This window comes from Paraeggerthella sp. Marseille-Q4926 (genome assembly GCF_916618935.1).
GTDB classification, from domain to species: domain Bacteria; phylum Actinomycetota; class Coriobacteriia; order Coriobacteriales; family Eggerthellaceae; genus Paraeggerthella; species Paraeggerthella hominis.
Genome location: NZ_CAKAKF010000004.1, coordinates 313,921 through 336,860 on the forward strand (window position 1 = coordinate 313,921; position 22,940 = coordinate 336,860).

A 22,940-nucleotide genomic window follows, 5' to 3' on the forward strand; every position below is an offset into this window, starting at 1 on the left:
CCTATCGTGCGCGCGGTGATGGCGAAGCGCCGCACACCGATGAGAAGGGAACCGAACTATGTCCAAAGACATTGCTTTCGACAACGAAACCCGTGCGAAAATGGCCGCTGGCGTGAACAAGCTGGCTGACGCCGTAAGGGTGACGATCGGCCCCAAGGGCCGCTACGTTGCCATGCAGAAGGAGCACGAGAAGCCGAACGTTTCCAACGATGGCGCAACCGTGGCGGCCAACGTCGACCTTGAGGATCCCATCGAGAACATGGGCATGAAGATCGTGCGCGAGGCTGCTGTGGCGGCCAACAACGATGCGGGCGACGGCACCACGACGGCAACCATCCTGTCCGACGCCATTGTGAGCGAAGGCGTGCGCTGCGTTATCTCGGGTTCCGATCCGCTGGCGTTGCGCCGCGGCATCCAGCGCGCCGCAGACGCGGTGGCGCAGGAAGTGCTCAAGGACGCCGTCGAGGTTTCCACGCGTGAGCAGATAGCCGAGATCGCAACGGTTTCCGCAGGAGATCGGGTCATCGGCGAAAAGATCGCCGAGGCCATGGACGCTATCGGCAAAGACGGCATCATCTCTGTGGAGAAGTCCCAGAACTTCGGCATCGAGGTGAAGATCCTCAAGGGCATGATGTTCGACAACGGCTTTATCTCCCCTTACATGGCCGATGATCAGGGCCGTTTGGAAGGCGAGCTGAAAGAGCCCTACATCTTTCTGACCGATCAGCGCCTGGGCGACAATTTCGCCGACATCGTGCCCGTGCTGGAGGAGGTCATGCAGTCCGGCCACCCGCTGCTGATCGCCGCCGAGGACGTGCGTGGCGAGGCGCTTAACGCGCTGCTCATGAACCGCCGCCGCGGCACGCTGATCAGCGTCGCGGTAAAGGCGCCCGCTTTGGGCGACCGTCGCAAGGCGGAGCTTGAGGACTTGGCCATTCTTACTGGCGGCGAGGTCATTACTCCCGATCGCGGCCTGTCGCTCTCCGATGCGCGCAAGAGCATGCTCGGTCGCGCTGCAAGCGTGCAGATCACCAAGGACCGTACGACCATTCTGGGCGGCAAGGGCAAGCCCGAGGACGTCGAGCAGCGTTGCGCGCAGCTGCGCGCCGAGATCGAGCGCACGCAGATCGACTACGATCGCGACGTGCTGCGCGAGCGCTTGGCGAAGCTGTCCAGCGGCATCGCGGTGATGGAAGTGGGCGCTGCTACCGAGTCCGAGATGAACGAGATTCGCAGCCGCATCCAGGACGCCTTGCTGGCCACGCGCTCTGCCGCCGAGCAGGGCCTGGTAGCTGGCGGCGGCGTGGCGCTGCTGCAGGCTGCCGCTGTGCTGGACGATCTGAAGTGCGACAACCCCGAGGAGCAGCTGGGCGTGGACATCCTGCGCAAGGCGCTTGAAGAGCCGCTGCGCGCGCTTGCCGAGAACGCGGGCTACCGTGGCGACGTTGCGGTCGAGACGGTCAAGGAGCTGCCGCAGGGCCATGGCTTGGATTGCATGACCGGCGAATACGGCGACATGATTTCTCGCGGCATTGCCGATCCCGCCAAGGTGACGTGCACGGCGTTGCAGGCTGCGGCTTCCGTTGCGTCCCTGATCCTGATCACGAACGCGTCGGTGAGCGACATGGTTCCCGAAGAGGACTAGTGCTCGAATTCGCGTTCCTCGCATTCTGACACCGGCCCGCGCTCATGTGCGGGCCGGCGTTTTTTACGGGGCGGTTGCGTGCGACAAAGGCGGGATTCATGTTGAAGGTGCTTTACTGCCTTCGGGTTCGGAGCTTTCATCGCGGTGTTCTCACGCGATGCCCTCGGCGAGTTCTCGCAGATTCGCCCATCCGTGCTACACTTTTCCCATGACTTCCTACACCACCATAGAGGGGCGGGCAACCGCCGAGATCGAAGAGAAGAAGAGCCGGTTCATCGCCAGCTTGGCCCACGTGGAAACCGAGGAGGAGGCGCTCGCCTTCCTCGAGGAGATCCGCGCGGCGAACCGCATGGCGCGCCATAACGTGTACGCGTACGTGCTGCGCGAAGGCGGCGCAGGCTCTTCGGGCCGCGTGCGGTACTCCGACGATGGCGAGCCGCAGAAGACGGCCGGCCTTCCCACCCTCGAGGTTGTTCAGCACGCAGGTCTTACCGACGTCATCGTGGTGGTCACGCGCTACTTCGGCGGCGTGCTGCTGGGAACGGGCGGCCTGGTGCGCGCTTACACGCAGGCGACGCAGGCGGGCGTCGAGGCGGCGCAGCTCGTGGTGGTTTCGCGCTGCGTGGACATCCGCATTCGCACGGCGTACGCAAAGTACGACCAGCTGATGCGCATCGCGACGGACTGCGGCGCGAAGGTGCTCGATACGGTGTACGACGATGCCGTTACCCTGCAACTGCGCATGCTCGACGGCACGCAGGACCCGCTGCTGAAAAAGCTGACGGAACTGGAGCGCGGACAGGAAAACGTTACGGTGAGCGACCCCTTGGAGGCTGCGTTCTAGCCGTCTCTCGCTCGGCGCGTTCGCGCCCGCCGAGCTCGCACGCCCCGCGCCCACCGCGTCCCGCGCCTGCACACCGCCCGCCCTCCGCGCTCTGCCGTTATTGCCATCGCGGTGCCGTGGTGACCCCGGCATCTGAGCGCCCTTTGGACGCATCTGCTCTATAATGTCCCCCATGGCGCGCAACCAGCAACTCATATTGAATCGATACCGGCCAATCGCGGAAGCGGGGGCGGGTGGCTTCGGCACCGTGCAGGTGGCGTGGGACACGCGCATTCAGCGCCGCGTTGCCATCAAGTGCATCGAGCTGGACGACGTCGACGCTGCCCGGGCCGCTCTTCCGGGGGCGAATGCAGCGCCGTTGCCGAATGCTTCGCGCGATGCGGCTTACGACGATCCTCTGTTTTCCGACGACGAAGACGAGGCGCTGTTTTCCCAGATTGGCGCTTCGGTTGATCTGTTGGAAGATGCCCCGCTCGTGCGTTCTCTTGCGCATATTCCGGGCTTGGACGAAGCGCGCACGGCGGCCATGCTTACCGATGCGAGCATTGTGGCGGTGTACGATTTCGAGGTGCAGGACGCTACGGCGTACCTCATCATGGAATACGTCGAAGGCATGTCCTTGAGCGAACTGCTTCGCCGACATGGCGACCGTTTGACCCTCGATATTGTGGCGGCGGTATTCTCGGCGGTGTCGCATGCGCTTGAGGTGGCGCACAGCAACCAGGTGCTTCACCTGGACATCAAGCCCGACAACATCCTGATCAACCATCAAGGTCAGGTGAAAGTGACCGATTTCGGCCTGGCGACGTTGGCGGATGCTTCGGGTTTCGGCGCGGCTGGAGGCGGCACTATCGGCTACATGCCGCTTGAGCAAATGCGGCAGGAAAACCTGGACGTGCGCTGCGACGAATGGGCGTTGGCTTCGGTCGCGTACGAAATGCTCACAGGAGAAAATCCGTTCCTTGCGTCCGATTTGAAGCGTGCCGAGCTTGCAATCGAGGATGCGGAGCTCGTGTTGCCGTCGTTGTGTTGGGAAGGGCTTGACCCTGCAATTGACGACGTGGTGTTCTATGCGCTCGACCCCGATCGCGAAGAACGCTACGCAACGATTTCCGATTTCGCAGAGGAACTTGAGCCGTTCCTGGGCGATTCAAAGCGCGGCGTTCGCGAGCTTGCAGCTATTGTCGGATATGCCGATGAGCAGGATGAAGAACCTGTCGAGGACGAGCCTTGCCTTCCGCGCGTGCCTTTGCGCGAGCGCTTCACGCCGCTGCATCGTGCGATTGCGACCCATGCGGTGGGCGGTGCGGGCAGCGCGCTGCTGGCGTTCGTGGCGCTTTGGAACATGCCGCAGACAAGCGGTTTCGCGAATCCTCTGTTCTGGGGGATCTTCGCGCTCATCGTGCTTGCGGGTGCGTTGCGGCCGCACCTGGGCGCGCTGCTCGGGTATTTCGCGCTGGCTGCCATGTTCATCGTGCAAGGCGTTCCGGCGGCAGGGTGCGTGCTGCTGGCGGCTGCGGCCACGTGGTGGTACTTCGTTGGGCGCGAGGGGGACGCCGAAGCGAACGCTGCTTTGGCGGTGCCGCTTGCGGGCGCGTTCGGCTTGGGGCAGCTTGCGCCGTTGGCGGCCGGACTGAGCCTGGCTCCCGTGCGGGCTATGGGGACAGCTGCATTCTCGGTGCTGATCGCCGTCATGCTGGCCGCCTGCGGGTCCCATAACCTTCTGAGCTGGGACGTGCTTGCGAACTGGAACGTGGGCGCGCGCAGCGACCTGGCGGGCACCATGGGCGCGCTGCTCGTGCAGCCTCCGCTTTGGTGCGTTGCCGGTAGTTGGATCGCGTCGGCCGGTGCGCTGGCTGCGATTCGCTTGCGGCCGACGCGCGCGTTTGCGGTTCTGGGTACGTGCATGGCCGGTGCGCTTCTGCTTGGAGGCGTCGCCGTTGCGGCATGGGTTGCATCGGGTCAGGTTACGTGGATGCCCTCTCTCGGGAATCTGGGGCTCACCGCGATATCCATTGCGTTGGCGCTTGCGGCGTGCGCGTTCGTGCCCGACCCCGTGTACTACGACGAAGACGATTGGGCGGAAGAATAACCTGCTTATCGTACTGTTGGGCAGGCTTCGTACTATAATCGAGCCGAAAACCTGCGAGGAAAGGAAAACCCATGCAGCAACTGGGAGACGAACGTGTTCTGTTCGCGTTTGCGCGCGATTTGGAGCCGGCGCTTACCGTGGAATCGGGCGAGACGGTGCGTATTCGCACGAAGGATTGCTTCGGCAATCAAGTTCGGACGTCCGAGGACGCGCTTGACGAAATCGATTGGGACGCCATCAATCCGGCTACCGGCCCTGTTTTCGTGAAAGGCGCTCGTCCGGGCGGTGCGCTCAAGGTGGTTATCGAGAACATCGAGCTGGACGACCAGACCGCTTCGTGCACGGGCAAGGACGAAGGCGTGTGCGGCGATCGGTTCGATGCGTGGAGCACGCGCCTGTGCGCCATCAAGAACGACGAGCTGGTGTGGAACGACAAGCTGTCCATTCCGTTGAATCCCATGATCGGCGTTATCGGCGTTGCTCCGGCGGGCGACCCGGTGAACTGCGGAACACCAGGGAGCCATGGCGGCAACATGGATAACACCGCCATTACCACGGGAGCCACGCTGTACTTCCCGGTGGCGGTGGAGGGCGCGCTGTTCGGCTGCGGCGACATGCACGCCGCCATGGGCGATGGCGAGATCAGCGTTTCGGGCGCGGAAGTGGCCGGCTACGCTACGGTCACGCTTACGGCGCTGCCGGATCTGCACGTGACGGACCCCATCATCGAGAACGAGACGCATCTGGGGATCATCGCGTCCGCCGAGTCGCTTGACGCCGCCGCGGATCGCGCGGTGCACGAGATGGTGGATTTGCTGCATGACCGCACGGGCACGCCCCAGGACGAGTTGGTGATGCTGTTGTCCCTGGTTGCTGACGTGCAGGTCTGCCAAATGGTCGACCCGGAAAAGACCGTGCGCTTCATGGTGCCGAAGTACGTGCTGGAAGCGTTGGAGTTCAGCTTGTAGCGAAGCGATGCACGAAGACGCCCTTGTTCCTTTGCGACATCTTCGTGCTTCCTGCTTGTAATGGCATAGAACAATTACCGTTGAAACGGTAATTGTTCTATGCCATCTCCCCCTTATTCGTTCCTACAATGCATGGTGTTGAACGAATTGTCACTATACAAGGGGGTATGCACATGGCAGCGAAACCGGCCGCTTCGGCGGCTCAGGCGAAAGACGGGGCCTCGAAATTCCTGGTCCTTCCCATCATTATTCTCATCATGGCCCAAATGGGCACGTCGGGAGAGAACAGCGCTCTCAGCTTGGCGAACACGGAACTAGTTAACCAGCTGGGCGCGACGGTTCCCGATATTCAGCTGGCCAACATGGTCTATTCTCTCATGGCCGGTGCGCTGATGATCGCCGGCGGCCTGCTGGGAACCGTTATCGGCTGGAAGCGCAACTTCCGCATGGGCGCGTTGCTCTGCGCGGCCGGAGAAATCCTCATGGCGTTCTCTCCGAACATGCTCGTGTTCATCTGGGGCGGCCGCGTGCTCGTGGGCTTCGGCGCCAGCTTCATGATTCCGTCGGTGCTCGGCTTGATTCCAAAGATCTACCAGGGTAAAAACCGCGTGCAGGCGTACGGCTGCATCGGCGCCGCTTCCGGTTTGGCCGCCGTGCTGCCCTTGCTTTTGGGCGTGCTCATGGAGATGGCAGGCTTTCGCATTACGTATGTGGTGCTGGGCTGCTACTTCCTGGTCGTGTTTCTGCTTTCCTTCAAGCTCCCTGCCATCGAGGAAGGCGGCGAGCGCGCGAAGTTCGACGGCGTGGGCACCGGCATTGCTGCAGGCGGCCTGTTCCTGTTCCTCGTTGGCCTTTCCCGTATTTCGGTTTGGGGCCTGCTCGAGCCTTTCGAGGCTGCTCCGTTCACCATTTTCGGCATGTCCCCGGCTCTGCCGATGACGCTGCTCGGCCTGTTGATGCTGGTCGCACTCGTGTTCGTGGAGAAGCGCATCGAGAAGAAGAACGGCAGCGCGCTGCTTCCGCAGGTGTTCCTCAAGACGCCGCAGGTGCTTGCCGGCTTGGTCGCTTCGGCTCTGACCTTCTTCTTCATGGGCATCCAGTCCATCCTCCTGGCGCCGTATCTGATGCTGGTCGCCGGCTGGTCTCCGGTCACCATGGGCGCCATGTCCCTTATGGTGGGCATTCCCACCTTCCTGCTCTCGCTCGGTATTCCGAAGCTGTTCCCGAACGCCAATCCGCGCCGCGTGCTGCAGCTTGGCTACATCGTCATGGCTGGCTCGCTTGTTCTCATGTGCTTCTCGATTTCCGAGGCGGGCGTCGGTTTTGGTATGTACGTTGGATTCTTCCTGGTGGGCGTTGGCGCCGGCATTTCCAGCTCCCATACGAACAACGTGGTCGCGCTGGCTCTCAATGACCGCGACGCAGCGCAGTCGGGCGGCATTCAGACCACGATGCGCAACGTGGGCCAGGCCATCGGCGTTGCCGCGCTGGGCGCCGTGCTGCTGTTCGGCATTACGTCCAACATCGACTCCGCCATGAAGGCCGATCCCACCATCACCCCGGAGGTTCGCCAGGCTGTGTCCCAGCGTTCCATCACGCTCATGAGCGACGAGAGCTTCCTGGCTACTATCGACGACATCGAGATGAGCGATGCGGAGCGCGAGAGCCTGGCCGCCATCAACGCGACGGCGCGCGTGGACTCCACCAAGACCGCCTTCATCGTGGCTGCCATCATCATGGCTGCGGGCTTGCTGACAACGCCGTTCATCACGGTCCTTCGCAAGGAAGAGGAAGCGGAGACATCCGCTCGGCCCGCGGCTCTTGTGGCCGATGAGCTTGAAACGGCTCGATAGACAGGGAATACACGGAAGTAAGGAGGGCATGCGTTATGAAGACGCTGTATTGCAACGGAGATTTTGTTCCCATGACCGATGCGAACGCCACGTTCGAGGCGCTGCTGGTTGAGGACGACGGCACCATCGCGTTTGCAGGCGCCCTAGATGAGGCGCGCAATCGCGCGGGCGATGCTCGGGAAATCGATCTTGAGGGAAAGACCGTGCTCCCGGGATTCATTGACCCCCATAGCCATTTGACGGGTACCACGCAGTACATCTCCACGGCAAGCTTATCGGAATGCACGTCGTTCGACGACATCGTGAACGCGCTGACCGCCTTTATCGAGAAGCGCGGCATTACGGCCGACGGCGTGGTGATGGGCACGGGGTATGACCAGAACTTCCTGGTCGAAGGCCAGCATCCGACGAAGGACGTGCTTGATCGGGCGTCTCGCGAGATCCCTATTTTCATCGTCCACGCGTCGGGTCACATGGGGGTCGCGAACTCCCGATCGCTCGAACTGGTAGGCGTCACAGCTGAAACGCCTGATCCCGAGGGGGGTCTGTACGGGCGCGTCGAGGGCAGCATGGAGCCGAACGGCTACGCTGAGGAGCCTGCCACGCTGTTCAACTTCTACGCCATGTGCCAGCCCCGCATGAACTTGGACGTCCCGGCGATGTTTGATGAGATGCAGGATTACTATCTTGAGAACGGCGTAACCACTGCGCAAGACGGTGCCACGCAGCCGGATTTCGCGGATATGCTGGCTGCATTCGCCCGTGCGGGGAAGATGAAGCTCGACATCGTGGGCTACCCCATGGACGGCCACGGCGTCGAGGGCATGCTCGAGCGCAATGCTGACTTCGACAGCCAGGATTATATCGGCCATTTCCGCTTGGGCGGTATCAAGATGTTCTTGGACGGATCTCCGCAGGGCCGTACGGCTTGGATGACCCAACCTTACGAACCGGGCGAAGACGGAGCCACTGATTACGTGGCGTACGGTACTATGAGCGATGACGAGGCGTATGCGTTTATTCGCAGCGGCATCGACACCAATCACCAAGTGCTGTGCCACTGCAACGGCGATGCTGCAGGCGATCAGCTCATCGCCCAGTACAAGCGCGCGCTCGAAGATTCGCCGAACCCGAACAAGCATAAGCTTCGCCCGGTCATGATCCATTGCCAGACGATTCGCCAAGATCAATACCAGGCCATGGCTGAAATAGGGATGATCCCCAGCATCTTCACATCGCATATTTGGTATTGGGGCGACATTCATCTCAACAACTTCGGCCAGGCTCGCGGTGGTCGCATTAGCGCCGTGCGCGACGCTTTGGACGCGGGCCTTCCATTCACGTTCCATACCGACGTGCCCGTTGTTCCCCCGAAGATGCTGGAAACCGTCTGGTGCGCGGTCAATCGCATTACGAAAGCCGGCGTCCAACTGGATGAAAGCCAGAAAATCGACGTTTTCGATGGGCTGAAAGCTATCACCATAAACGGTGCGTACCAATACGGTGAAGAAGACCGCAAGGGTACGCTTGAGGTGGGAAAGCTTGCCGACCTAGTCATTCTTGATGCGAATCCGCTCAAGGTGGATCCGATGGACATCCGCTCCATAAAGGTTCTCGAAACCATCAAAGAAGGCACGTCGGTTTACCGCTGCGCGTAATCTTTCGTTCCGCGCAGCATGCAATGCCGAAAACGGGTTTTGCCCCAAAGCCCGTTTTACCTCCTGGAGCCCGCACGATTCCGTGCGGGCTCGCTGCGTAGCGGGGAGGTTAGGCGGGGAAATATGCCGTCAAGGCATCTTGGGAAACCTGGCGTTCGGTGAGTATTCGCTTGAACTGCTCGGTTAACGAAGATACGGCGCTGCGATCGTTTTCCGAAACCAACAGTACCGCCACTGTCTTTACAAGCGCGCCGATCAAGTTGAAGTTGTCCACAGGAAAGAACACTGCGCAGGTCGAGAGCACTTTGGAGCTGAACAAGGGAAGAACCAGGGTAGACCCCGAAGCAAAGAACGATGCCTCGAACAATCTTGCAAACTGCTCGTTCTTCATGTCGAGAATTTTCCGATCTGCCAGCTCCCGGTGCACCTCATGGGCCAACTCCCTCATGTCGTCTGCTTGCGTAACAGCGTCGACCTCTATACAGTGCAGCTGCGTTTCAAGGTCGTTATTGAGCATGGGGATGGATGTCATGATGCGCATGATGTCCTGCTCGTCGATGGCCTCGGAAACGGTGATCGTGGGGAACGTGCTATCCAGTGGCTCGAACGATATAAGGAAGTCGAAGCGACTGGATAGCGCTGTCGATTCAGCGGGGGACTGCTCCACATCGTTTTCCGTAATTACGTCTACGATTCTGATTTTGGATGCAAGCTTCTCGATGCGGTATTTGCCGTACGCTGCCTGCTCGACCCCTGCATTCACCACAAGGCCCACGCGGAACACGCGCTCGGTATGCACGTGGTCAAGGTATTCGAGCAACGCCATGATGATGCGGGTGTAGTCGGCCCCAAAGACATTGAAGTCTTGCAATTCAGGTGCGTCGTGCAATGCTTCGGATAGCAGCAGAAAGCCGTCCATGTTGTCGTATTTCACTACGTGTTCGATGGGTCCGGGAATGGAGAGGTTGCAGGATTTCCTTAAAAGGGCGCCGTCTGTCAGTACGAGCAGTCGTTGGCGCAGCGCGTGGTCGGGTGCTTGCCCGAAACGCTGTTCGAAGGTTCTTTCAATGCGCTCTACCGCCTCGATGGTGCGAGGGGCTGGCTCGTACTCTTCAATGTTTCGCCTGCTCCATTGCCAGGTGCCGCAGGAGAACAGGTTGGATGCCAGCGCTATCTCGTGGTCGTTGACGGGCATTCCCAGGTGTCGCTCGAACCGGGTTTTCAGCTTGCGAGCAAGTTGGGGGTGGGCTGCTTTGAACTCGGATGACTCGTTGAGCGTGTGGCCAAGCCTCAAGCGGGCGCACATCACTTTGAGGTAGAACGACGTTTGCTGCCGTGAGTTCTTCGAAAGTTGCAGCCCCATTTCCTGCTCGGCCTCATCGGCTACGGTCTGCAAAAAGCGCGCATCTTGCCCCATGAACGTTGGCTCGATGCGGTTTTGCATCATGCGTCGGTCAAGCTTGTAGAAAAAGTACTCTATAAAGAACCGTATCGCAACCTCGGATCCTTCGATGCTGAGCCTGTCTTTCTTGCGGATGGACAATCGAAACGACTTCAGCATGAAGCTCCACCATTTCATGTCCATTTGAAGTTGCTGCTTGTTCGTAAACAGGCTGTGCGCAAGGGAGTCTACGGTAAAAGCCTTTGGCGAGCAGGTGATAAGGAGAATCCCGCGGTAAAACCGCTCCAGGCGAGGTCTCATTTCGATGGCGTTGTCGGCGACCATGGCTTCAAGACGACTTTGCTCGCCGCGTGCGAGGGCCATGCGGATGCCGTTGCCGCGCTTGCTGCGTATGCGCGAAGCGAATCCGGCGTGTGCAAGGTGCTCGTTTACGACCTTTGCGTCGGTGCGCACGGTTTTTTCCGAACAGCCGATGATGCGCGCCAGCTCTTCAACGGGCGTGTAGTGATCAAGATACAGCAGGTGATTCAGCAGCATGCTTTGACGCACGTTCATGGCGGTCCTTCTTCGGTGTTCTGTCCGTCTGGCTGATGCGAGGGTGCGGGTGCACCGACACATCAATTTTACCGAAGATGCGGTAATTCTTCTACAGAAGGCGCGAAAAGGCGTGGGTACAATGGGTTGAGCGACGTGTTCAGCCAGCAGATAGCAGGGGGTGCTGACGTGGCATTGGGGAATAACTCTCGTGTTCGAGCTGCGGATAGAGTCGAAGGAGCGCCGTTTCTTGTAGCTCCTCTTGTGGTTATCGTTCTTGCTCAAATTGGAACGTCAAGCGACAACGCTGCGCTTGGCATTGCCGTACAGCAGCTGGTTGGCGCGCTTGGGGCGACCGTTGCCGATGTGCAGATGGCAAACCTCGCTTACTCCCTTATAGCGGGATCGTTCATGATCGCTGGAGGCATGGTGGGGGTGGTTGTCGGATGGCGCAAGACGCTGCGCATCGGCTTGGTTCTGGCTATCTTGGGAGAGATTGTAGTAGCGCTTTCTCCGAATATGGGCGTGTTCACTTGGGGAGGGCGCTCGATCGTCGGTTTGGGCGCAAGTTTCATCACGCCGTCGGTGCTTGGCTTGATTCCCGCATTGTACGAGGGCCGCGCTCGGGCGACTGCATTCGGATTCGTGGCTGCTGCATCGGCTGTTTCCGCTTTGGTTCCCATCCCTTTTGGTCTTCTGCTTGATACTGCGGGATTCCGCGTAACGTTCGGCGTGATCGCGGCTTATTTCGCGATCGTGCTTGTTTGCACGCGCTTGCTTCCGAACCTTTCGAAACCGGATGCTTCCATGAGCATTGATGTGGGCGGTATTGTGCTGGCAGCAAGCGGTTTGGCTTTCTTGTTGTTCGGCATCGCGCGCGTGTCTTCGTGGGGGTTCGTCGAGCCGTTGTCGGAATGTCCCTTCACTATTGGAGGGATTGCCCCTACGCTGCCTGCGATAGCTACAGGTTTGTGCCTGCTTACTTGCTTGGTGCTGTTCGAGCGCAGACGAGAGTCCCAGGGAAAGGCCGCATTGCTGCCCCGCGCGTTCGTGGATGCGCCGTGCGTCCGCGCAGGATTGCTCGCGGTGGGGGTGCCGTTGTTTTGCATGGGGGCTCAGGGAATCATCGTGACGCCGTACCTGCAGCTTGTAGCTGGATTCAGCGCGCTTCAGACGGGCTTGCTCTCGCTGCTTTCGGGCATCCCCATGCTCTTGTGCGCCATGCTGGTGCCAAAGCTCGTGAGGAAAACTCGCCCTCGCTTGGTCATTCGCGTTGGGTACGGCTTGATTATCGCGGGTGCGTGCAGCATGGCACTTTCGTTTGAGCCGCACGGTGTAACGCCGCTGCTGTTCTTTGCTACTTCGCTGGTTGGGGCTGGGTTGGGCGTTGTCAATTCTCAGGCGAACAATGCGGTGGCTTCGGTAGTCGATCCCGTTGCCGCTCAGCAATCGGGCGGCATTCAGGGCACGGCGCGTAACGTAGGCATGGCGCTCGGGACGGCGATCATGGGGTCTTTGCTGCTCGTGACGATGCAAGTTGGCGCTTCTGCTGAATTGAGCGCGCTTGAGGGAGACGCCGTGGGTTCTGCGGCCGTTATGGTCCAGGAAGAGATTTCGTTCTGCGACGACGCCACGTACGAGGAGCTTGCCGTTCGATCAGGTGTCGAAGGCGGCGACGAAAAGGTTGTTGTGGAGTCGCTTGCCGCCGCACGCTGCAGCGCAGCAAGCGTGTCGATGTTCGTACTTGCCGGGATTGTGGGTGTAGCCTTTATCGGCACCCGTCATATAGTTCGAGAGTTGCAGGGATAGAACAAGGGGGCAGGGTCGTGAATGAACCCTTGCCCCCTTGCGCCCCTCGCCCTGCCCTGGTTTTACAGAAGCCCGCAAACCTTTCCCAACAGGGGCTCGAAGCTGACGCCCCGGTCTTTGAATTCGGGCTGCTTCGCGCTGACGATCATGGCGTCGTGCACGAAGTCGCCGGCGAACGCAACTGCTTCGGCCAGGCTGCGACCAGCCATAACGGCTGCCAGCAGGCACGAAGCGTACAGGTCGCCCGTTCCGTGCAGCATGTAGGGAAGGTACTCGTTGCGCACTTCCACCGTATCGCAGTCTGCTCCGCCCACGAAGTTGCGTATGCAGGTTTCCCCTTCGCGCTGAATGCCTTTCAGCACAACGTGCTTCGCGCCCTTCGCCACCAGCGCGTCGATCATGCGCTTGGCTTCGTCGTCCGAAATGTCGGTGCCGCGCCACTCTTCGCCCAAGATGATGGCCGCTTCGGTCAGGTTGGGGGTCAGGATGTCCGCTCCGCACGCCAGCTCGGCCATGGCGGCGCAAAGCTCCGGGGTGTACGTGGGGTAAACCTTGCCGTGGTCGGCCATGACGGGATCGACCACGCGCAGCGCGTTGGGATACATGGCGTACAGGTCCCGAATGCGGTCGACCTGCTCCGGCGCGCCTAGAAAGCCCGAGTACACGGCATCTATTTCCACGCCGATCTTTTCCCAGGCGCCCAGGTAGTCCTCCAGCATTTCGGTGGTGTCGTGCATGTACCAACCCGGAAAAGCCGTGTGGGATGAAAACAGCCCCGTCGGAACGGGGCATACGTCGCATCCGGCCGCGGACAGCACGGGGATGGCCACGCCGAGCGAGCATTTGCCGTAGCCGCACAAATCGTGCACGGCGGCAACGCGAGGAATGTAGTCGCCTTCGCGACGGTACAGATACGTATCGGACTCTGACATGGATGGACCTTCCTGTTCGAGTTTCGCCGTCAGACAAGAGCGCTTCGGGCTGCGTGCAGCCACTGAGCCTCCATGCCTATGGTGAAGCTATGCGGATCGGTTGACGGGTCGAAAACGACGGATTACTTGCTTTCGTCCTCGTCATCGTCGTCGAAAAACGACCAATCGTCTTCACCGGGTTCCCGGTTGACGAACGTTTTGCGCGTACGGCGTTCCATGATGATGCACGCGATAAGGCTGATGACAAGTCCTGCGCCCACCAGGCATCCAATGCCGGCGTACGTTTCGAAAAGAAAGTGGTACAACGCACCGAAATCCATGATTACCTCGTTGTTCTGCCCGTGGCGATCGCTGTCGCCGCGGAAGGTTTGCACTCCAGCGTTAGAGTATACTATGCCCAACCGATTCCGATATGGGTTGGTTCCGAGATTCCTTTATTCTTTTCGCTCATCAAAGAAGGGCGTGTGCATGTCGGCTGTGAACAGGGGGAAGGGAGAGCGCCGCGCAATTGCGACGGCTGTCTCTGTTGCGGCCGTCCTCCTTGTGATCGTGGCCGTGTTCAGCCTGACCGCGTTCATCGATCAGAAGCTCAATGAAAGCGCCGAGCAGCAAGTGGTCACCTTCACCGAGCAGGCTGCGGGAAACGTGTCCGATCGCGCGGTCATGATGGAGGACGCGATCGGCGCGTTTACCGTGCAGTCGTCCGATCCGCAGGCTCTTCTTCCGGCTCTTTCGGCGTTGCAGGAGCGCTTGGGCTTGGCGGGCGCCGCCTTTGCGGGAATGGACGGCACGGGCGTGGAAAGCGACGGCTCGCCGTTCAGCGTCGATCAGATCGAAGGGCCTGAAACGGCCTTGTCCCAGGGCGACCCGTCGTATTCCGGAACCTTCACAACCCAGGACGGCGTTCGCGTGCGCACGGTGCAGCGCCCGCTGTACATCGACGGCCAGCAGGTGGGCGCGCTGTATGCGCAGATTCCATTGAGCCTGTTCGCCATGCCCGAGCATCTGGACATGTTCGACGGGCGCGGCTACTTTATTCTGTTCCAGGCCGATACGGGCGAGATCCTGGTTCCTCCCGCCGACAAAACCAAAACCGTTCTGCCTCCCGAGGCCAATCTGTACGAGTTTCTGGATGAGGCTTCTCGGTACGAAGAGCCCCTGTCTCTTGCATCTCCGGAAAGTTTGAACAACGCTCTTTTGTCGCTTCAGGCTCGGCAGGGAAGCGACCTGGAGGGCCTGTTCAATATCGTGTACGACCGCTCAAGCGGTTTGGTTACCGCGCCGGTTGACGGCAAGGTCTCGTACGTGTGCGTCGCTCCGGTAAGCAAAGGTCCTTGGTACGTGTGCAGCGTGGTGCCGGTCGAAAACGTGCGCGCCGAAGCGGCGGTGGTCACCACCACGTTCCAGGCGGTGTTCGGAATTGTCATGGTGTGCCTTATCGTGGCGGGCTTCATGGTGTTCGCCGCGTATCGCCGCCGGGTGCGCGAGCGAAACGTTGCCATGATGGCCCAGCTGTACCGCGCGCTTTCCGACAGCGTGGACCTTGCCGTTAACCTGTACCATCCCGAGGATCGCCAGGTTACGCCTATCGTGGCGAAATCGGCGGACATCATCGGCTACGCGCTGGACGATTTCCTGAAAAACGAGCGCTTGGCAAGCGAGATGGGGCTTTCCGAAAAAGGAGTCGATCTGTTCAACCGAATCAGAAAAGGGCTGGTCGACGAATTCGAGCACGGCGAATTCTCGTTTCGCAGCACGCGCACAGGCTCTGCCCGCTGGGTTGCCTATTCGGTTCGGCCGCTGGTGTTCGAGGGCAAGCAGCAGGTGCTTATCGTTTTGCGGGACTCCACGCCCGACAAGCAGATTCAGCTGTCCATGAAGGATGCCATGAATGCTGCAGAAGCCGCCAACCAGGCAAAATCTGATTTTCTTTCGCGCATGTCGCATGAGATTCGCACGCCTATGAACGTGATTATCGGCATGCTCCAGATTGCGCGCGGCAACGTGGACGATCCCGAGAAAATGCGCGTGAACCTTGCCAAGATCGGCACGGCGTCGGATCATTTGCTGGGCTTGATCAACGACGTTCTGGACCTTTCGAAGATCGAGAACGGGAAGATGACCCTTGCCAGCGATCCCTTCCGTCTAGCCGACCTGCTCGATCATGTGGAGGAAGTTATTCGCCCGCAGTGCGAGCAGCGCAGCCAGGAGCTCACGGTGCGCGGGCCTGCTTGTGCGGACGCCGTGTACGTGGGAGACACGGTGCGTTTGAAGCAGCTCCTGATCAACCTTTTGTCGAACTCCGTTAAGTACACGCCCGAGGGCGGCCACGTGAAGCTTGAAACGAACGCCGCCGCTGCTCCGGTCATGGGGTATCGTCAGGTGGTGTTCGTGGTGTCTGATGACGGCATCGGCATGTCGGAAGAATTCGTCGAGCGCATGTTCGAGCCGTTCGTCATGGAGGGCCGTTCGCACGAGCAGGGCACGGGGCTGGGCATGTCCATCGTCAAGAATGTCGTAACCATGATGGGCGGATCGATTGAGGTTGACTCCACTATAGGGAAGGGCACGACATTCACGGTTACGTTGAGTTTGCGAATCGCGTTTGAGGCTGAGCTCAAGTCGTTTGAAGACGACGCGCGCGACCGTGGCTCTAACGGGCCTTCGACCCCTCGCAGCGATGCTCCCGACGAAGAGGGGTCGCTTTCCCTTGCGACGCTTTCCGCCCCTCGCGCCATCGAGCGCAGCGAGCTCGAAGGGCTGCGCGTGCTGATTGCCGAAGACAACGATCTGAATGCGGAAATCGCTTGCGAGCTTTTGGCGGCAGAGGGTCTTTCCATCGAACGCGCACGGGACGGCGAGGAGGCATGTGCCCTGTTCGAAGCGTCTGACGTGGGGCATTACGACGTGGTGCTCATGGATGTGCAGATGCCCAAGATGAACGGCTACGACGCCACGCGTTGCATCCGTGCCCTTGATCGCGAGGACGCGCGTACCGTGGCTATTGTGGCTATGTCGGCGAATGCGTTTTCCGAGGACGTGAACGCGTCGCTTGCCAGCGGCATGGACGCGCACCTTTCCAAGCCCATCGAGGTTCGCCGCGTTCTGTCTACCATCGTGGAGTACACGCGCAAGCGCCGTTAGTTCGCTTTTCCGCCGTACGTCCCGGCGCGCTGCCGCGTGCTGCCGCTGGTGCCGTGCGCCCCCGACGCGCTGCCGCGTGCTGCTGCGGTGCGCTTCCGCGTGCTGCTGCGGTGCGCTGCCGAAAAGAACGAGTTTTGCGGCGATTTTCCGCCTTCGAGAGGGTTTCTTCTCGAAGGCGTTTTGCATCTCACCAGGTCACAAAGCTGCTAGGGGCTTTTATCCTGGTTTGAGGACCAGCAAAACTCGCTCATTTTGACAGCGCGTCGGGGCGTGCGGTTTGCGGGCGCGGCCGGGTCGCGCGGGCATGCGGCCGGGTCGCGCGGGCATGCGGCCGGGTCGCGCAAGCCCTCGGCGCACGGCTGGGGGATCGGGCATCCGGGCTCGAAGGCGGGCTGAACATGCCAACGGCGTGAAGGACCGGCAAGCTGCGCCGGGCGTGAGGTATACTGGTCCAATTATCGTATCCAACCAAGAAGGAGCGCTACCATGCTCGACATCAAGTTTGTCCGCGACAACCAGGAAGCGGTCGCTGAAGCGATGAAGAACCGCAATGCTTCATGGGATGCGTCGCGCTTCTCTCAGCTTGACGAAACGCGCCGCGCGGCCATCGCGAAGGAAGAAGCGCTGCAGGCCGAGCGTAATGCCGCATCCAAATCTATCGGGGCCATGATGGCCGCAGGCCAGAAGGACGAGGCCGAAGCCGCGAAAGAGCGCGTGCGCGCCATCAACGAAGAGATCGCCTCCATCGGTAAAGAGCGCGAAGCCGCCGACGCCGACCTGCGCGAGCTCATGATGCGCACGCCCAACATGCCGGCCGACTCCACGCCCGTAGGCCAGAGCGAAGACGACAACCCCGAGGTGCGCCGCTGGGGCACGCCCCGCGATTTCGCCGCTGAAGGCATCGAGGCGAAGCCGCACTGGGACCTTGGTCCTGAACTGGGAATCATCGACTTCGAGCGTGGCGTGAAGCTGGCCAAGAGCCGCTTCTACCTGCTGGGCGGCCTGGGTGCTCGCCTGGAGCGCTCGCTCATCAACTTCATGGCCGACACGCATGCCAGCCGCGGTTACAAGGAATGGTGGTGCCCGGCTATGGCGAACGGCACCACGCTTACGGGCACGGGTCAGCTTCCGAAGTTTGAAGAGGACCTGTTCAAGACCACGAACGGCCTGTACCTCATCCCCACGGCCGAGGTTCAGCTGACCAACATCCATGCGGGCGAAGTGCTCGATGCCGACCAGCTCCCCCTGCACTACTGCGCGTTCACGCCGTGCTTCCGCGAAGAGGCCGGCAGCGCGGGTCGCGATACGCGCGGCATCATTCGCGTGCACCAGTTCAGCAAGGTGGAAATGGTGAAGTTCGCGAAGCCCGAGGAAAGCTTCGACGAGCTTGAGGGCATGGTCGCCGATGCCGAGCACATCCTGCAGAAGCTGGAGCTGCCGTATCGCGTGATCAGCCTGTGCACGGGCGACATCGGCTTCTCCGCCGCCAAGACGTACGACCTTGAGGTGTGGCTGCCCAGCTACAACGGCTACAAGGAGATATCCTCCTGCTCGAACTGCGTCGACTTCCAGGCGCGCCGGGCGAACATCAAGTACCGCGATCCCGAGAACTTCAAGGGCACGCGCTACCTGCACACGCTGAACGGTTCCGGCTTGGCAGTGGGCCGCACCATGGCCGCCATCATCGAGAACTATCAGCAGCCCGACGGTACCATCAAGGTTCCCGACGTGCTGGTTCCCTATATGGGCGGCGTTGAGGTCATTGCGCCGGAATAGCAATTTCCAGGCGTTGTAGAGGAGTAACGCAAGCGTGGTAACGAAACGCAAGCGCACCGTTGAATCGAAGAAAAAGCCGGGAGATACCGGCAAGGTCGCGCGGGTTGAAGAACCCGCGCGCCGCGTTGCGCCGAAAAAAGTTGAGGCGGCGGATGATCGATCCGCCAAAGAGCAGGCGCCGAAGACGCCGTCCGCCAAGAAACCCGCCGGCAAGGATGCGGCGGCCAAAACCCCTACGCCGCGTAAGCCGAAGCGCGTGAAGGGCAAGCCCTCGGTCAAGGCTGCCGGCAAGCCGGTTGCCAAGCCCGCCGCGAAATCCGTTTCGGCTCCGAAAGCCGCCCCGGTTTCGAAAGCTGCTCCTGCGTCGGCTCCGACGTCGGATCCCGCAGCCTCTTCGTCGACGCCTGCGTCCGCCCACGATGCTCGGACTGCGGTACCGGCTTCCAAGGAAGCCGGCCGTCCCGCGCAGGCATCGGCTTCCCAAAGCGTCCCCAAATCTGCCCCCAAGCCTGTGTACAAGTCCGGCGCACAGGCGTATGCCCAGCCGGGCGCCAAGCTTTCGAACGAAGGCGATCCCGCCGACGCTTCCGATCAGATTGGGAGTCAGCGCAAGAAGGCGAAGACGACGAAGTCGTTCAAGCTTCGCTGGCCAGCGGTTGCGGCGTTGTCTGTTTTGACAGTGTTGGTGCTGATCGTTGGCGTGTTTTCGTGGGATCGATGGCTGCGTTACAACGATGCAGCCGAGTTTCAGGGCGAATGGCGCACGCCCGGCTCTACGGCGGTCGTCGTTATTGACGGCCAAACCATCAAGCTTACTCCCGATGTGTCGTACGCCTATACTTTGGATACGGGCGCCAAGACCATCTCGTTTACCTTCGGGAACATGCAGGGCGAGGGCCGCTATCGTTTTTCGCTCGATCGGTCCCAGCTGGTCATCACCGACGGAAAAGAGTACACGTGGTTCTCCACGCTGATCGACGATATTGGTTGGATGTTTGATCAGGCGTTGCGCTCGTTGCAGGACCAGCCTGCCGAGAGTCCGACGCCAGGCGAAAACGTGACGGTGCTCGATCGTTTGTCGGGCGACGCTTCGGCTTCCCCGCGCGAAGGAGCTCCCGTTGCTTCGGGCGAAGACTCTGCTGCGAGCCAGGACGCAGATGCGAACGGAGGCGAGGGTGCATCCGGCGATGCGAACGCGGGCGCTGCCGAAGGAGCGGCATCCGCCGATGGGACGGGCGCTGCCGAAGGAGCCCCTTCGGTCGAAGGCGCAAGCTCGACCGGCACCTCGAGCCCGGTCGATTCTGAAACCGCTGCTCCTTCGCAGCTGTTCGATGTGCGCGATGTCTAGTTCTCGGATTCACTGCGGTCGCGATGCAGCGCCCCTGTCGTCTTCCGGCCCTTTTCGCGCTCCCAAGCTTTCCCTTGAGCGCTTGACCGTTCGGGCCGACCGCGTTGTATGCGACGTGCTGCTGGCGTCGGGATCGCCGCGTATGACCTCGCCGGCGCTCATGACTTGCGTGTGTCGGGCATACCCGAACCTTCCGCGTCATGCGTGCGTGAACGATGCGGGCGACACGTTCGCGGACGTCATGAACTGCACGTCGATCCCGCACCTTCTGGAGCATTTGGTCATCGACGAGCAGGCTCAGTCGGCTTCCTCTCAGGCGCCGTCCGATGCGTCGACCGACGTCGGGCCGGTGTTTGTCGGGACAACCGAGTGGACGGACGAATTCGCGGGCCGAGCGCGGATCGAAGTGAGCTTCACCGACGATTTGGTTGCTTTGCGGGCTTTTCGCGACGCGGCCCGTTTTCTGAACGAGACGGTGGTACCCTGACCCCATGACTACAGCTCATCTGACATTTGACCAAACTGATGACAAGATAGCCGATCGCGTCAAGAAAATGCGATCGTCTGCCGTGCGCGACCTGTTCGCGGCTGCCACGCGCCCCGATGTCATCAGCCTGTCGGGCGGCATGCCCGATGTATCGCTGCTGCCCCAGGCTTCCATCAAGAAAGCCGTGCGCGCCGCATGCGATGACCAGCGCTCCGTTGCCTTGCAGTACGGCGCAACTGATGGTCGCAAAGAGACGAAGCAGGTGTTCTGCGATCTCATGCGCGATATAGGCGTGCGAGCCAAGCCTGAGAACATCCTGATCACGTCCGGTGCGCAAGAGGCGCTTGACCTCATTTCCAAAGCGTTCATCAATCCGGGCGACATCATCTTGGCCGAAGGCCCCACGTACCTGGGCGCGCTTCAGGCGTTCAGCGCGTACGAGCCGGACGTTCGCTGCATCGCGTTCGACGAAGAAGGCATGCGCACGGATCTGCTGGAAGCCGAGCTGAAGCGTATCGGCAAGGGCAATCCGCGCCTCAAGTTCTGCTACACCATTCCCAATTTCCAGAACCCCGGCGGCGTGACCATGTCGGCCGCGCGCCGCAAGCGTTTGCTGGAATTGGCCGACGAATACGGTTTCATGGTGGTCGAGGACGACCCGTACGGGCGCTTGCGCTATGACGGGGGCCACATGGTTCCGCTCAAGGCCATGGATGATCGCGTGGTGTACCTGGGAACCATTTCCAAGGTGTTCGCTCCGGGGTTGCGCACGGGATGGATCGTGGCGCCGCGGGACGTGCTGGCGAAAGTCAACCTGGTCAAGCAGGGGACCGACCTGTGCGGAAGCTCGTTCGATCAGGTGGTCGTAGAGCATTACTTCACCGATACCCCGTGGCAAAAAACGCTGCAGAAGTTCGTGCAGACGTACCATGTGCGTCGCGACGCGATGCTGTCTGCGCTTGAAGAGTATTTCCCGCCAGAGGCCTCGTGGACGCGTCCCGAAGGCGGCTTTTTCGTGTGGGTGACGCTTCCCGATTACTTCGATACCGGCAGCATGCTGAGCGAGGCGCTGGAAGCGGGCGTGACGTACGTGCCGGGAGACAGCTTCTTCCCGGGCGCGGTTGCGGGCAAGAATTCCATGCGCATCAACTTTAGCTTCGAAAGCCCCGAGAACATCGCGGAGGCCGTTCGCCGCTTGGCTCACGTGATCGAGGATCGTTTGGAGCTGTACCGTGCATTCCTGGAGGCCGGCGCCATCCAGGCTCCGTCTGCCAGCCAGCCGACGGACTGACGCCCTTGCAACGTTGGCGCACCAGTGATTTTGAGAACCGATTGTAGGAGCAAACATGGGCCTGAAAGTAGCAGTTTTGATGGGCGGCGCTTCGTTCGAGCGCGAGTTTTCCCTGGCCAGCGGCAAGCATGTGTGCGCAGCTCTTGAGGAAGCTGGCCACAAGGTGGTTCCTTTGGACACCACGTCCGACCTGGTCCCCACGCTTCGAAGCGAGCGCCCCGACGTATGCTACAGCGCGCTGCACGGAAAGCACGGCGAGGACGGTACCATTCAAAGCTTGCTCGAATTCGTGGGCATTCCCTTCGTGGGCTCCCCGGCTAGCGTGTGCCAGCGCACCTGGAACAAGGACTCGCTGCATTCGGAGATGGCCACGTATCGCGCCATCACCGGCGATGCTCCGGTTGCTTCGTGGCCGCAGGGTCTTTACATCGCTCGCGACGCGTTCAAGAGCATGGGCGCTGCAACGGCGCTCGACCTGGTGGAAGACCGCGTGATCGGCGGCTATCCCGTGGCGGTCAAGCCTGCTCACGGCGGGTCCGCCATGGGCGTGCATCGCGTGGATTCGGTGGATCAGCTGGGCGAGGCTATCTTGGACGCGCTGTCGTTTGACGAAGCCGTGGTCATCGAACAGTGGGTCGAAGGCGTCGAGATGGCCGTGTCCGTGCTGGGCAACGGCTGGGACGCGTACGCCTTGCCGCCGGTCGAGATCGTTGCGAAGAGCGGCATGTTCGACACCGAAGCTCGCATGACTCCCGGCGCGGTCGAGTATTTCGCGCCTGTGCGCCCCGCTTCTCTTTCGCAGGACGAGGCGGAGGCTCACGCCATTCGTGCGGAAATAGAGCGTGCGGCCCTCGAGGTGTATCGGGCCTACAACGTGCGCGACCTTGCCCGCATCGACCTCATCTGGGACGGTGCTCAGGCGCGCGTATTCGAAGTGAACGTGTCTCCGGGCATGGCGGAGTCGTCCTTGTTCCCCGCCGCGTGCGCCGCAGCAGGGCTTTCGCTTCCGGCTGTGCTTGACGAGCTGGTCAACAACGCGCTTGCTCGATAGCGCGGAACAGGGTAGGCAAGCAAGACGACGGAGCGTTTTTCTACAGTTCAGCCAAAAGGGGAGTCCGGGTGGCTTCCCTTTTTCGTTTCGCCAGCCTGCTCTTTTG

16 protein-coding genes are annotated in these 22,940 nt (G+C 61.0%); 13 read left to right on the top strand and 3 right to left on the bottom strand.

Annotated features, from left to right (window positions below; all coding sequences use genetic code 11):
- Window positions 1-58: 58 nt before the first annotated feature.
- From groL to LG373_RS09970, 6 genes are all read left to right on the top strand, one after another.
- Window positions 59-1,645, top strand: coding sequence for a chaperonin GroEL (groL, locus tag LG373_RS09945; protein WP_225749703.1), 1,587 nt, complete (start codon window positions 59-61; stop codon window positions 1,643-1,645).
- A 208-nt stretch (window positions 1,646-1,853) separates the two neighbouring features.
- The gene (locus LG373_RS09950; RefSeq protein WP_216529838.1) at window positions 1,854-2,489 is read left to right on the top strand and encodes a YigZ family protein; all 636 of its coding nucleotides are present in this window, start codon (window positions 1,854-1,856) and stop codon (window positions 2,487-2,489) included.
- A 172-nt stretch (window positions 2,490-2,661) separates the two neighbouring features.
- Window positions 2,662-4,581, top strand: coding sequence for a serine/threonine-protein kinase (locus LG373_RS09955; RefSeq protein WP_225749704.1), 1,920 nt, complete (start codon window positions 2,662-2,664; stop codon window positions 4,579-4,581).
- Window positions 4,582-4,652: 71 nt separating this feature from the next.
- On the top strand, window positions 4,653-5,549 hold the full coding sequence (locus LG373_RS09960; protein WP_216529836.1) for an acetamidase/formamidase family protein: 897 nt from the start codon (window positions 4,653-4,655) through the stop codon (window positions 5,547-5,549).
- Window positions 5,550-5,722: 173 nt separating this feature from the next.
- Window positions 5,723-7,402 carry an MFS transporter gene (locus LG373_RS09965; RefSeq protein ID WP_225749705.1) on the top strand — a complete coding sequence of 560 codons (1,680 nt, stop codon included), beginning with the start codon at window positions 5,723-5,725 and terminating at the stop codon, window positions 7,400-7,402.
- Between the two features lie 35 nt (window positions 7,403-7,437).
- Window positions 7,438-9,060: an amidohydrolase gene (locus tag LG373_RS09970; RefSeq protein ID WP_114566421.1), complete on the top strand. Its 1,623-nt coding sequence runs from the start codon at window positions 7,438-7,440 to the stop codon at window positions 9,058-9,060.
- Between the two features lie 109 nt (window positions 9,061-9,169).
- Here LG373_RS09970 and LG373_RS09975 read toward each other — a convergent pair whose 3' ends face one another.
- On the bottom strand, window positions 9,170-11,281 hold the full coding sequence (locus tag LG373_RS09975) for a helix-turn-helix domain-containing protein (RefSeq protein ID WP_225749706.1): 2,112 nt from the start codon (window positions 11,279-11,281) through the stop codon (window positions 9,170-9,172).
- Here LG373_RS09975 and LG373_RS09980 point away from each other — a divergent pair.
- A complete protein-coding gene (locus LG373_RS09980) occupies window positions 11,261-12,805 on the top strand; it encodes an MFS transporter (protein ID WP_225749707.1) in 1,545 nt (514 codons plus the stop codon). The two genes, LG373_RS09975 and LG373_RS09980, sit on opposite strands and share 21 nt — an antisense overlap.
- A gap of 62 nt (window positions 12,806-12,867) precedes the next feature.
- On the opposite strand, the gene LG373_RS09985 is transcribed toward LG373_RS09980, so the two are convergent.
- On the bottom strand, window positions 12,868-13,737 hold the full coding sequence (locus LG373_RS09985) for a bifunctional hydroxymethylpyrimidine kinase/phosphomethylpyrimidine kinase (RefSeq protein ID WP_216529832.1): 870 nt from the start codon (window positions 13,735-13,737) through the stop codon (window positions 12,868-12,870).
- A gap of 122 nt (window positions 13,738-13,859) precedes the next feature.
- Entirely contained in the window at window positions 13,860-14,057 is a 198-nt protein-coding gene (locus tag LG373_RS09990) for a DUF6724 family protein (RefSeq protein WP_114566450.1), read from the bottom strand.
- A gap of 148 nt (window positions 14,058-14,205) precedes the next feature.
- Here LG373_RS09990 and LG373_RS09995 point away from each other — a divergent pair, with 148 nt between their 5' ends.
- The 6 genes from LG373_RS09995 to LG373_RS10020 all read left to right on the top strand — a co-directional run bounded on the left by LG373_RS09995 (window position 14,206) and on the right by LG373_RS10020 (window position 22,834).
- Window positions 14,206-16,881 (top strand): ATP-binding protein, encoded by a 2,676-nt coding sequence (locus tag LG373_RS09995; RefSeq protein WP_225749708.1) that lies wholly within the window; start codon window positions 14,206-14,208, stop codon window positions 16,879-16,881.
- A gap of 486 nt (window positions 16,882-17,367) precedes the next feature.
- On the top strand, window positions 17,368-18,657 hold the full coding sequence (gene serS, locus LG373_RS10000) for a serine--tRNA ligase (protein WP_114566426.1): 1,290 nt from the start codon (window positions 17,368-17,370) through the stop codon (window positions 18,655-18,657).
- Window positions 18,658-18,691: 34 nt separating this feature from the next.
- Window positions 18,692-20,005 carry a hypothetical protein gene (locus tag LG373_RS10005; RefSeq protein WP_225749709.1) on the top strand — a complete coding sequence of 438 codons (1,314 nt, stop codon included), beginning with the start codon at window positions 18,692-18,694 and terminating at the stop codon, window positions 20,003-20,005.
- Window positions 19,998-20,492 carry a hypothetical protein gene (locus tag LG373_RS10010; protein WP_225749710.1) on the top strand — a complete coding sequence of 165 codons (495 nt, stop codon included), beginning with the start codon at window positions 19,998-20,000 and terminating at the stop codon, window positions 20,490-20,492. The genes LG373_RS10005 and LG373_RS10010 overlap by 8 nt, the downstream gene beginning before the upstream one ends.
- A 4-nt stretch (window positions 20,493-20,496) precedes the next feature.
- Window positions 20,497-21,783 carry a PLP-dependent aminotransferase family protein gene (locus LG373_RS10015; RefSeq protein WP_225749711.1) on the top strand — a complete coding sequence of 429 codons (1,287 nt, stop codon included), beginning with the start codon at window positions 20,497-20,499 and terminating at the stop codon, window positions 21,781-21,783.
- 55 nt (window positions 21,784-21,838) lie between these two features.
- Window positions 21,839-22,834: a D-alanine--D-alanine ligase gene (locus LG373_RS10020; protein WP_181792531.1), complete on the top strand. Its 996-nt coding sequence runs from the start codon at window positions 21,839-21,841 to the stop codon at window positions 22,832-22,834.
- Window positions 22,835-22,940 lie beyond the last annotated feature (106 nt).

Coding starts and splice junctions, on each gene's coding strand:
- serS (WP_114566426.1), top strand. CDS start 17,368: ATGCTCGACATCAAGTTTGTCCGCGACAACCAGGAAGCGGTCGCTGAA.
- LG373_RS09965 (WP_225749705.1), top strand. CDS start 5,723: ATGGCAGCGAAACCGGCCGCTTCGGCGGCTCAGGCGAAAGACGGGGCC.
- LG373_RS09990 (WP_114566450.1), bottom strand. CDS start 14,057: ATGGATTTCGGTGCGTTGTACCACTTTCTTTTCGAAACGTACGCCGGC.
- LG373_RS10020 (WP_181792531.1), top strand. CDS start 21,839: ATGGGCCTGAAAGTAGCAGTTTTGATGGGCGGCGCTTCGTTCGAGCGC.
- LG373_RS09950 (WP_216529838.1), top strand. CDS start 1,854: ATGACTTCCTACACCACCATAGAGGGGCGGGCAACCGCCGAGATCGAA.
- LG373_RS09970 (WP_114566421.1), top strand. CDS start 7,438: ATGAAGACGCTGTATTGCAACGGAGATTTTGTTCCCATGACCGATGCG.
- LG373_RS10010 (WP_225749710.1), top strand. CDS start 19,998: ATGTCTAGTTCTCGGATTCACTGCGGTCGCGATGCAGCGCCCCTGTCG.
- groL (WP_225749703.1), top strand. CDS start 59: ATGTCCAAAGACATTGCTTTCGACAACGAAACCCGTGCGAAAATGGCC.
- LG373_RS10015 (WP_225749711.1), top strand. CDS start 20,497: ATGACTACAGCTCATCTGACATTTGACCAAACTGATGACAAGATAGCC.
- LG373_RS09985 (WP_216529832.1), bottom strand. CDS start 13,737: ATGTCAGAGTCCGATACGTATCTGTACCGTCGCGAAGGCGACTACATT.
- LG373_RS09960 (WP_216529836.1), top strand. CDS start 4,653: ATGCAGCAACTGGGAGACGAACGTGTTCTGTTCGCGTTTGCGCGCGAT.
- LG373_RS09955 (WP_225749704.1), top strand. CDS start 2,662: ATGGCGCGCAACCAGCAACTCATATTGAATCGATACCGGCCAATCGCG.
- LG373_RS09995 (WP_225749708.1), top strand. CDS start 14,206: ATGTCGGCTGTGAACAGGGGGAAGGGAGAGCGCCGCGCAATTGCGACG.